Genomic DNA, 11,037 nt, shown 5'->3' with positions numbered 1-11,037 from the left:
TGAGAGAGAATGGGCGGCATTAAAAGTTAAACGCGCATGGCGAGGCTTGAGATTGATTAGTTCAAAATCCTTTTTTGAGCGGCCGTGCGCTGCACCTTTCTTGTTTCTTAACTTTATAGTACCGCGCACAATTTGATACAGACCGGATGCGATCATTTTTAAGTCATTTTCATCTAGATCTTGATTTTTTAAGTTTTCTTGCTTCATATATTCGGGATGGATCTTAGCTTTCTTAACGACTTCTTCCCATAAAGCGGGCAGATTATTACGGGCGTTTTCTGCATATGGGATAGAATGGTGGTCGAGATAAGCTTTGCAAGAGGCTTCCAACAGATTTGCTGCAAATAGAACTGCCTCCCTTGGATCTTTTTCTATATTTTCTAATGCTCTATTTATTTCGATTTCTACTGCTGAAAGTTCTTTCTCTGCAATAAGTTTTTTTAGCTCTTCCATCGAGAGGAGATCAGCTTTTTGCAATTCTTGTGTGGAGGTCAGCTCATTCTTGATAATATATCCTCCACGCTGATATTCCAATCCATCTTTCTTTAACGTTTCTAAAATTTTACGTTGATCTGTTTTAAGCTGTTGTAGCATTTGATCTTCTGGTATGTCTTGAAATATGAATCCGACTAACTTATGAAACTCGCTGTCCAAAAAATCACCAAGCAGGGGACCAAGGACTTCAAGCGGTTCATTGCATTTTACATTGATTGTGTCTAGTCGTTTCTTAATCGTGACTTCTTTATCATCACTTAGGTACTCATGAGGAGCAGATGGTGTATAAAAGAATAAGGCATCCAAATTCTCTGGCCAATAGTACTTTGGTAATATTTGAGAGAGTGCCCTAATTGTTGCAGGAGGGATATTGTTTGCGGAGACGATAATTGCATTTTGTATCTTTGTAATATCAAAAAGTGGTATGTTGAGTGGTTTTTAGAGTATGATTTTATTGCCTGACCTTGCTTAGAAAGTCGCGCAACAATTTTGTGGCTTATATAAGATTTGTGAAAGAGAAATGCCATATTGTGTTTTAATTTTTTTCTCCTTTCATTGTTATAACAGTGAAGCAGTGAAGGGGGTGAATAATGCGTGATAATTGGAAAAATATAGAATGAGAACAGAAGTATAATTTTGTATTATCGTAACTGCAATAGCATTCTTTATTGGCAGATTGTTTATTAGAGAGAAGGAAGCAGGCAATGCGCATAATCCCTGAACGGAAGGTCTTGTGACAAGAATTTCAATAATGGCATGTTACTAAATGTTGTGTGTGTTCTTTGCTTGTCAGAAAGAGCAGATGGGGTTCTTTATTTGCATAACCGGTATAGAGTAATGAGTAATGCGGGAGGCTAGTTTAAAATCTCGTTTATTCCGTTAAAGCTTACGGTTTTCTATAAAAAGACTGTTTTCATTATATCCGCTGTGAAGCTCGCATACTTGGTAGATGGAAATATACGCGTTTATCGTGTCTGTAAGGGAGCTTGAAGCAATGAAGTTATGTGTAAAAGAGTTCTGAAAAGCTTCTTTTGTCCGTAAATTTTATAAGGAAAATCTAAAGGCAGGAAAATGTTAGAGAAATCTCAGAGCACACTGTAAAAGTAAAAAAACAGCCTTTTTAGAGATGGTTTGCTGTCTGTCATCGTGCATCATGATTTTCAATGTTTTTAAAATTTCCCTCTCAATGAGAGAGGGCTTTTTTATTAAAGTGGGGGAGATTTCTTATAACAGTTAACAATGAAATGGAGAGAAGATGCTGCTTTACCAGCTGTTTTTGTCTCTTCAGTTTCATTTGGACCTATTGCTGTTATGAAAGCATAGTGATTCAATGACTTTGAAAAGGGGTGAATAACATTGTCAAGTTTGTAATACAGTGCGATTTTCCACATCGCGGTGCGTTATAGAAGATGATTAGCATTTATAGGGGCGTGCGCGGGGGCGGGTTCTATATTCTATGCTGGTGCGGTAGGGCGTCTGTTAGCGCATTTATGGAACTATTCCGCATTGAAATGCGTGCTTAATTTCGTGGATCTTTGCAAAGGTCTGATCAGAAAATCCCATATTTCAAGAGGTTTTTAGAGGGATCTAAAAGCACAGAGGTATCATAAAATTACAAACACCGTACGTTACTGGAGGTGATCAATTTTAGAGCTTAAGGAGCTTATCGGTTTAGTGTTCTTTCATAAAAATGATGAAGGCTGTGGTCAAGGTATCAGTGTGTTGGTTTCTCGAAAAGTGGTGAATGCTGTATGATTTTATAAGCTATTGCCAATATTATGGATAGGGAGTTCAAATAAAGCATATCATAAATCAAAATTCTTCTCTTTACGCGATAAGAAGAGGGCTAGGCAAAACAGTAAAAATGCAGCGATAGAGAATATGAAGAATACGATATATGTTTGGTTTAAGGACAGGTATTCTTCTGTCAGCGAATGGATCAAAAAGCCAGCGAATATACCCCCTAAGGCACCACCTATTTGCTGTAATATGCGTGTGATAACGGCTGTATCTTTGACGTATAAACTGTTGACATATTGGATGGGGGCGGAAAGGCAGACAATGGTGGCGATGCCAAGTCCTATGCCTCTTAGCAAAAATCCAAGTCCATCCATGCTTATATTATAGCCGAAGCATAATAACCCAAGGCTTGATATCACTAAACCAATTCCTATCATGAAAAAGGGAGATTTTTCTTTCCATTTCTGGTAAATAAATTTCCTTCCGATCCATGCTCCTACCCCTTGCAGAGCAAGGAGGGCACCGATGATGAGAAGGCTATTTTCATGGGCTTGTTCCATGGCAATGGCTAGTGGGAAATAAACGAGGAAGCTATAAAAAAGAAATGAAGCAACAAGCCCCATGATCATGAGTAATGTATAGCGCGCATTTTGAAATCCGCTAAAGACGATTAATTTGTTTTTTGCTTTCTGATTAGAAACAATGAATAATATGAGAGATATCACCGCTATAAGTGCTAGGATATATAAGTGGTTTTTGTTATTGATGTTTCTGGCTTCTGTGAGGTAAAAAAACGAAAGAAGCGATGTGGAAAACGCTAAAAATGCAAATAAGTTAAATTTTGTTTTTGTTGTTTCGTTGCTCTTTAAGTGTTTAGCTCCAAGGGTGAGTGCCAATAAAATAAGCGGAATATTAATAAAAAATAACAAACGCCAAGAGACATACTGAGCAAGTGAGGCGCCCACCAGCGGACCAAAGGCAGGAGCGAAAACTGTTGGTACGGCTATGGTGCCCATGGCTTGGCGCACTCGTGTCTGTCCAAATTGTAAGGCAATGATGGTTTGGCTAAGGGGTAGCAAAAGACCGGTCCCAAAACCTTGAACGATACGGGCAGATATAATAGTTGGAAAACTATAGCTTAATCCTACCCCCAGTGATCCAAGCATAAAAATGAAGCTTGCAAGAAACCAAGTGCTTTTGATACCTATTCTTCCTTGCACAAAAGCTGCCATCAGTAGTCCTGGCACGGTGGCTAGAAAATAGGATGTTACAATCCATTGTATATTATTTCCTTCCACGGAAAAATAATGCGCAAGGTTAGGAAGGATGACATTAACAATGCTTCCGTCCAGCAGAGGAAGTATGCTGGAAATAATGACGGTATATATGACATACCGTTCTGTTTTTGTATAGGAATCTACCTTTTGCATTATTATGCCCCCTGTTGATATTCTTTAAAATATTGTCCCCGCCCCATTCACAGACTTTTAAAAATTAACATGTGTTTGTGATGTCTGCGGTTTTGATATTGGAATGAATGTGATTGGAAGTGCTGATGGTCCCCAAATGCTTCTCTTGTGTACAAACCCCTCTTCCTCCAAAATGAAGCCATCAGTTAAGCTGATTTTGATGAGTTTATCGAGGAGTCTGTTTTCTGTCAATTCACTTTGCATGAGAGCAAAAGCAGAACCTACACGAGACGTGCATGCCTGCTCCATTTGCATTTATTATTTAACATGGAAAATGTGAAAATCTTTATAAATCAAATTATTGACTTAAAAATCCAATGTTTGTTTATATATCATTTTTTATGCTTAAATGATTGTTTGGGTGTCAAATGTATTCTCAATAGTTTATAATTTTCTTTTCTTAAATGTGCAGCCCTTTCTGGAAAATATTCGACAATCTCTTGATTGTTTAATAAAAATTAAAATCGGTTATAAGGAAGGGCTTGTAAATTATAGAGTAGGAAAAAGGTGCATTTTATAAACAACAGGGGAGGGTTGTTTCCATAGCCCAAACATTTTTTCAAGTTGTTATGGTATCTTTTTGAAGTGCTTGATCGATAAAAGTTTCATAATTATCAGAAACAATATATTGGGTATTTTCTCCCAAAGCTTTGAAATGTTCATGACCGCAATGGATTTTTGCTTTTTCCAGATCGCGCAACATGTCTTCGAAAATACTTCCTTTGCTTTCCACAACAAAATACAGTTTTTCTTGCCCATCTTGCTCAAATAATACAGCCCAATCGGGAGTATATGATCCAAGAGGTGTATCAATTTTAAACCATTTAGGCAGTTGCGCATAAACTTTAATCTCATCGTTTTTTTCAAACGATTGTGCAAAACTAAACTCAATATCTGAATCATAAATAACATGATCATAAGGTGATTTATGGTTTTTTACATATTCTTTTATAAAAAAATTTGCTTTTATATTTATTAAAATGCATTTTCTATTTTATTTTTTCGTATAATTAGCCAATGAAGCTTTTGCTCTAATATCGCAATTTGTAAAAAACTATTTTGGTCATTCAATATGAAACTTTTTATGTCGGTTTCTTGTATTGAAAGCAATGGTACGATTTTTGATATCTGATAAAAATATTTACAAAAGAATTAATAACGCATGATTATAGAATTTTGTCCTTTGTTTGAAGCATGTAAAGTTAAACCATTGTTTATTCATAGATTTTATGTTCATTATTTATTTGATACACTTAATCTAGAATGTAAATTGTGTTCGTATACTCAAACTAAAATACTGGTATTGAAGTGGTGAGAGTGTTGCTTTGTTGAGAATAGATAATTTGGTAGGTTGGCATTCCCTTTGTATCAGAGAATTCAACTTATTCTCTCATATTGTGTGTGGATGAAATGTTAACCGCATAATGCTCCCTCTTACATGAGATGTAAGATTGATATGTTTTCCACATTGAGAAAAGTTGTTGATCGTAGAGAAATATTTTTTTGCGAAATTCGTTTGGCTTAAATGGAAAAAATAGAGCAAGAGCCGCATATTTGTTATGCTGTAATGGCATATATATAATCGATGGAGTCAACACTTCATTTAAGAAGTTTTTTAAAGGAAAAACATAAAAAAATAGAATTATTGAAAAAAATCTTTTATTTTGAAGCTTGTTTCTCACGATTATAAAAGCTTCACGTGGATTTCGAAAATTCTTGTTGTGTTGAAAAGCATGAAAAATCAAGAAAATTTTGCAAAAAAGCTGCACTATGCGTGCAGCTTTTTATGTATTTGCTTTAAAGGTAGACGTTTTAAAGCATGAAAGTGTCCTTACGGCTTCTATAACCATAATAGCCAAAAACACTGGAAATAATGGCGCCTACCAGACTGCCTAAAAAGCCCCACCACCCCATATTGGAGGCTGTTTTTGTGGCTTTAGTCGCAGTGTTTTTGGCGCCCTTGATCGTATCCTCAAGATTGTCTGAGAGTGTTTCTGCCCGTTCTTCAAGGACTTTGATGGCTTTTTCGGTCTTTTCTTCTGCGCTTTGATAGAGTTGGACGGCACGGTTTACTGCTGTTTGTGCATCCGCACGGGACATGCCATCGGTCACAAGGGCCTTGATGATATCACTTCGATCAAATTTTGTCGTGAGATCTTCTACACGATCAGACAGACGCTCACCAAGATTTTTTAAAGTGGTGCGATAGTAAGAAGGGTCATTTTTGAAAGCTGTTATCGCAGAACCAATATCATTGAGTGCAGCTTGATAGGTTTGTTTTAAGCGCTCAGGGTTGAGAGCAGGAATGTCGCTTTTATTGAGAAGGGTGCGCAATTCACTCGAAAGTTGGTCAAAATTGATGCCATTGTCACTATTTTTTGCAAAAAACTTTTCAAGACTTTCGCTGTTTAAGTTTGCAAGTATGGGGGAAATATTGTTTTTGAGGCTGTCCACGGTTTGTTGGACCATGGAGCTGTTTTCTAGAGCCGTTTTACCTCCTATCTTTGCTGTACTAGAAACCACGTGGATGGCTTGGAGGGTCATCAGCAATGTTATGAGAGCCCAGGTGAGAAAGCCATGAAGAGTCCCTGAGGTTTCAGCAAAACGTCCAGCTACAAAGCCTCCCAAGGCTAGGCTAATCAGTGTAACGATAACAGAGCCCACGCCAAAGGAGAGGAAAGAGCCTTCAAATGGGGTTGAAGAAGTGAAATCCATTTGGCTTAAGCCTAAAGCTGCGACCAGAAAAGAAAGGCAGATTGAGGTGGCAAGAGCCGTCACCAGTCCCGCAAAGATTGCGGACCATGAAATGGGTGTGTGAAAGAGTGAATATTTTTCTTCTAGAGATGTTTCTCCTAGAAAATTCGTCTCAAATGGTGTGTTTTCAGGAATGCGAGTTTCCATGTTTTATCTCCTTGAATATGCTGGAGATACAATGCCTTTTTGCAAATTATGTTCCAAAAGGGATAAAGAGCCGCTAAAAAGGAATAGAAAAGATCTAAAGTTAAGATCGAGATCATCATGGTGGGGCATTTTCTTTTGAAACTTTTGTTTAAAACGCGTTCATAGAGAGTTTTTGTTGATCATAAAAAAGGGTGTGAAAACGACAAGGTACGCCTATAGGGCTTTATGAGGTCATAATAATATGGATGCTTTTTTGTTTATATTCTTTCATAAATTTGAATTTTTATCTCATGACAACGTCTTGGTCGATAAACATATGATAAGCGTTACGAATGGGAATATATTTATGTTTCATAAATAAAAGCACATTTTGTATAGAGAGCTCTTTCTTTGTGTTTTCGCTATTGTATTCTTTTGACAAATGGTTTTCTTTTTGATTGTATCAAAAAGTTTAAAGAGAGACCTTGTTAGGATATAAAATGTTTCGTTCAACTTTTTTTAAAAATCGTGAAATCTATGGACCTCTTTGTATTGGCTTTGATCCGAGCCATAAAGTTTTGCACTCGTGGAAACTAAGCTTTGATTATAAAGGTCTAAAAGATTTTTGTGATATCCTCTTAACAGCGGTTGTGGGTAAAGTGGGGATGATAAAGCCGCAAGTCGCATTTTTTGAATTATATGGTGTGGAAGGTCTTCAAGCTCTCAAAGAACTGATTGAAAATGCACACGAACAAGGCATATTGGTTCTGGCGGATGTAAAGAGGGGAGATATTGGCTCTACTGCTGAAGCCTATGGTAAAGCTTGGCTGGGTCCAAGCAGTGCGTTCAAAGCTGATGCCATCACAGTTAATCCTTTTTTGGGTTTTGATGCTCTTCTTCCTCTGATAAAGGTTGCAGAAGAAACAGGAGCAGGAGTTTTTGTGGTTGTTCAGTCTTCTAATCCAGAGGGGAAACAAATACGAAATGCGCTTATTGGAGATCAGACACTCTCTCTTCATCTTGCACAGTGTATTTGTGATTATAATTCTCAGTCTCCGGTTCTCCATCATAATATTGGTCCCATAGGTGCGGTTATAGGAGCGACATTAGGATCTGAATCAAAAGACACAATCGAGCAGTTAAACAATAGTCTGTTTCTCGTTCCGGGTATTGGCGCCCAAGGTGGAACAATGACACAATTAGCAAATCAATTTCCACAAAGACTTTGGCAGAATGTTATTCCCTCTGTATCACGCTCTATTACAGATGCTGGACGAAATATTGTTGATTTAAAAAATGTTATCAATCATTTTGCAGAACAAGCGCAAAGCACACTGATGTCTTGAGGATTTTTGCATCTGTAATAAATCTGAAGAATTTTGAGAGGGAGGGCTTTTGAGGGGGATGTTTCCGATTTATCCAGAATCAACAGTTGCTTTGTGGTTTCGTTCAACTAGCACAGATGTCTTTTCATTGAATGTTAAGCGGGCATTTCATGTTGAGCGGGAGGCTATGTTCCTATTGAAAGTACAAATATTTTCAGTAGATTGCCTTAAGGGTAAAGGTTTACATCCTTCAAAAGCAAAAGCTTATGCATATTGTTACCAGTTTCCAGTTGATAAAGTTATTGCAGCGTTTGTTTCTATAAGATAGACACACGTTATCGGTGAATATATATTGTTGTTAGAGAAAAACATGTCATCAAAACAAGAAAAAACCAAAGCCCGTTTACCCCGTGGTTTTGTTGATCGTACAAGTGCACAGTTGTATGCAACTGAAACAATGATTGCGCAAATTCGTGAAGTTTATGAACTTTACGGTTTTGAAGCACTAGAAACTCCAATTTTTGAATATACAGATGTGCTGGGTAAGTTTTTACCGGATTCAGATCGTCCAAATGCGGGCGTTTTTTCGCTACAAGATGATGATGAGCAATGGATGTCTTTGCGCTATGATCTTACCGCGCCTCTTGCTCGTTATTTTGCCGAGAATTTTGAAGTTTTGCCAAAGCCTTATCGCAGTTATCGTCTTGGCTTTGTTTTTCGCAATGAAAAACCAGGTCCAGGGCGGTTTCGGCAATTTATGCAGTTTGATGCGGATATTGTTGGAACACCAACGGTTGCAGCTGATGCCGAAATTTGCATGATGGCAGCCGATAGTTTGGAAAAACTAGGGTTTCAGCATCATGAATATGCCATTCGTCTGAACAACAGAAAAATTCTCGATTGCGTTTTAGAGAAAATTGGTTTGGGGGGAAATGAGCAGGCTGAAAAGCGCTTAACTGTCTTAAGAGCAATTGATAAACTGGATAAATTTGGTTCTGAAGGGGTGCGTTTGCTTTTGGGAAAAGGGCGTTTGGATGAAAGTGGTGACTTTACAAAAGGGGCGGAGCTTAAGGATAAAGAGATTGAGTGTATTCTTACCTTAACTGCTGCTGGAGCTGAAACAGCAGAAGAAACGCTTGAGGTTCTTAAAGAAGTGGTTGGTGATCATGTTCAAGGGCGTGAGGGAATTCGTGAGCTTGAGGAAATGCAAGCAATTTTTGTCGCAAATGGCATTCAGAATCGTATCAAGATTGATCCATCGGTGGTGCGTGGACTGGATTATTATACAGGTCCTGTTTTTGAGGCTACGTTGCTTTTTGATGTTTTCAATGATGATGGGCAGAAAGTTGTTTTTGGCTCCGTTGGTGGTGGTGGGCGTTATGATGGATTGGTGGCACGCTTTCGTGGTGAAAACATTCCAGCAACAGGTTTTTCAATTGGGGTCTCACGCTTGATCGCTGCTTTGCAAAATCTTGGAAAGTTGCCTATGAAAGAGTCAACAGGGCCGGTTGTTGTGCTGATGATGGATAAAGAGCCAGAGGCGGTTGCTGGTTATCAAAAAATGGTGATGCAGTTGCGTGGTGCCGGAATTCGTGCTGAGCTCTATTTGGGGGCATCGGGGATAAAAGCGCAGATGAAATATGCAGATCGACGCCAAGCGCCTTGTGTGGTTATCCAAGGCTCACAAGAACGTGAGAGTGGAAAAATACAGATCAAAGATTTGATTGAAGGGGCGCGGTTATCTCATGAAATTAAGGATAATCAAACATGGCGTGAAAGTCGACCAGCACAAGTGACGGTTGATGAAGATCAATTGGTCAAAACGGTACAGGATATTTTAGCAGCTCAAAAATGATAATGGTAAAAGTCTTTATACAAGTGATTGTTCGAAATATTTTGGAAATTTGAAACTCAATTTTTTAAATTTGTACTTTGCTCGTTTACACGTGCTGACGCACGCGTTCAAAATCGAGTTTTTGGAGTGCGTGCGGAATAAAAGAGAGATTTTTAAAGAGGTAAATAAGCGCTATTTGCTATAAAATGTGCCCTTCTGAGGATGCAATGATAATGCGTTAAAATGAGCAAAAAAATTTTAACGAAGAAAAAACTCTGAGAAAATTAAAGGGTTTCACGTAACGCTTCTGCAAAAGTTTATAAAAATATTGACAAGTTCATATTGGCTTCATCTTTGAATTCTCATCTATGAGCATCAAATCCTTTGATGTTCTCTTCTTGGACATTACAAAATCTAGTCTTATTGCAAAAGGAGGGAGAACTAGAGCGTTTTATCCTAAAAGACTTTTTAAGCTTCAAAAAACAATGGAATGACTTAAATCGAACAATTTTTTACAGGAGCATGTTTGGATGAATTGTAAGCTGCCATAATGGTAACTTACTGATAATATGTATTATTTCATAAAATCAACTCTTTAATGGAGAAATGAAAATGGTCCAATATGATTTTACTCTGCTCTATGAACGAAATCCCTTTATTCTTGAAAGACCTGAGAATATTGGAAAGTCATTTAAACTTCCTCCTTCAAATTTCGGATTTGAAGATCTTCCGCAAATTACCTTTTCAGGCGCCTCGTCATGTCGGCGTATGATTTTTGGGCTATCATTTAGTGGTATGAAAGCATTTTTTGTGATGTTGTGGCAGATAGGGAAAATGTTAGATGAGGGGGATGATGTGGATTTATGGTTTGATCAGATAACATTGGATCATGATATTCTTGAGGAATTTTTGACTTGCGATCTTTCAATTCAAGAACCAGAATATCTTAATTTTGAAAGTTTTAAAGAAGGTATCAAAGAATTAGAAAAGAATAAAATTGTAGCGAAGGGGACAAAAAAAGATTGTTATTTCATCAATCCAGATATTTTTGGTCTTCCTGAATGTGATGAAGATTTTGAGTTCGATGAAGAGGAAGAGATAGAAGCACACTTTACGGTAGAATACCCGAATAAACAACTCCTTTAACCGTTTTTCTCTTAGAGAAAAATAAAAGCTTAGAATAAATGGCTATGAGAACAGCAATGAGTTTGTTTATGGTATGTGAATTGGAATGTTTGCGGGATCTGTTTTGATTTAATATTCTCCATGAATGGTTCTTTATGCAGAGCGGTTT

The 11,037-nt window shown here is 37.6% G+C and carries 8 protein-coding genes; 4 read left to right on the top strand and 4 right to left on the bottom strand.

The features are described 5' to 3' along the window. The 4 genes from ACFILU_RS06320 to ACFILU_RS06305 all read right to left on the bottom strand — a co-directional run. Nucleotides 1-801: abortive infection family protein (locus ACFILU_RS06320; RefSeq protein ID WP_375675223.1), on the bottom strand; the 801-nt coding region annotated here is incomplete at its 3' end. Between the two features lie 1,499 nt (nt 802-2,300). Then, nucleotides 2,301-3,665 (bottom strand): MFS transporter, encoded by a 1,365-nt coding sequence (locus ACFILU_RS06315; protein WP_375675221.1) that lies wholly within the window; start codon nt 3,663-3,665, stop codon nt 2,301-2,303. 598 nt (nt 3,666-4,263) lie between these two features. After that, nucleotides 4,264-4,656, bottom strand: coding sequence for a hypothetical protein (locus ACFILU_RS06310; protein WP_375675229.1), 393 nt, complete (start codon nt 4,654-4,656; stop codon nt 4,264-4,266). Between the two features lie 860 nt (nt 4,657-5,516). Next, on the bottom strand, nt 5,517-6,605 hold the full coding sequence (locus ACFILU_RS06305; RefSeq protein WP_375675219.1) for a DUF3792 domain-containing protein: 1,089 nt from the start codon (nt 6,603-6,605) through the stop codon (nt 5,517-5,519). 479 nt (nt 6,606-7,084) lie between these two features. Between ACFILU_RS06305 and pyrF the strand changes: the two genes are divergently transcribed. From pyrF to ACFILU_RS06285, 4 genes are all read left to right on the top strand, one after another. Beyond that, nucleotides 7,085-7,930, top strand: coding sequence for an orotidine-5'-phosphate decarboxylase (pyrF, locus tag ACFILU_RS06300; protein ID WP_375660112.1), 846 nt, complete (start codon nt 7,085-7,087; stop codon nt 7,928-7,930). Between the two features lie 49 nt (nt 7,931-7,979). Then, on the top strand, nt 7,980-8,237 hold the full coding sequence (locus ACFILU_RS06295; protein ID WP_375660111.1) for a hypothetical protein: 258 nt from the start codon (nt 7,980-7,982) through the stop codon (nt 8,235-8,237). A 42-nt stretch (nt 8,238-8,279) separates the two neighbouring features. Then, nucleotides 8,280-9,764, top strand: coding sequence for a histidine--tRNA ligase (hisS, locus tag ACFILU_RS06290; RefSeq protein WP_375631319.1), 1,485 nt, complete (start codon nt 8,280-8,282; stop codon nt 9,762-9,764). 591 nt (nt 9,765-10,355) lie between these two features. Next, nucleotides 10,356-10,889, top strand: a complete 534-nt coding sequence (locus tag ACFILU_RS06285) for a replication protein (RefSeq protein ID WP_375637754.1) — start codon at nt 10,356-10,358, stop codon at nt 10,887-10,889. The last annotated feature ends 148 nt before the right edge of the window (nt 10,890-11,037 follow it).

The organism is Bartonella sp. CL100XZDX (genome assembly GCF_042195375.1).
Taxonomy (GTDB): Bacteria; Pseudomonadota; Alphaproteobacteria; order Rhizobiales; family Rhizobiaceae; genus Bartonella.
The sequence above is the reverse complement of the archived record's forward strand: the minus strand, read 5'-3'. Positions and strand labels throughout refer to the sequence as shown.

Bases quoted from the DNA above. Each gene is read 5' to 3' on its own strand.
- ACFILU_RS06315 (WP_375675221.1), bottom strand. From the start codon at position 3,665: ATGCAAAAGGTAGATTCCTATACAAAAACAGAACGGTATGTCATATAT.
- hisS (WP_375631319.1), top strand. From the start codon at position 8,280: ATGTCATCAAAACAAGAAAAAACCAAAGCCCGTTTACCCCGTGGTTTT.
- ACFILU_RS06285 (WP_375637754.1), top strand. From the start codon at position 10,356: ATGGTCCAATATGATTTTACTCTGCTCTATGAACGAAATCCCTTTATT.
- pyrF (WP_375660112.1), top strand. From the start codon at position 7,085: ATGTTTCGTTCAACTTTTTTTAAAAATCGTGAAATCTATGGACCTCTT.
- ACFILU_RS06305 (WP_375675219.1), bottom strand. From the start codon at position 6,605: ATGGAAACTCGCATTCCTGAAAACACACCATTTGAGACGAATTTTCTA.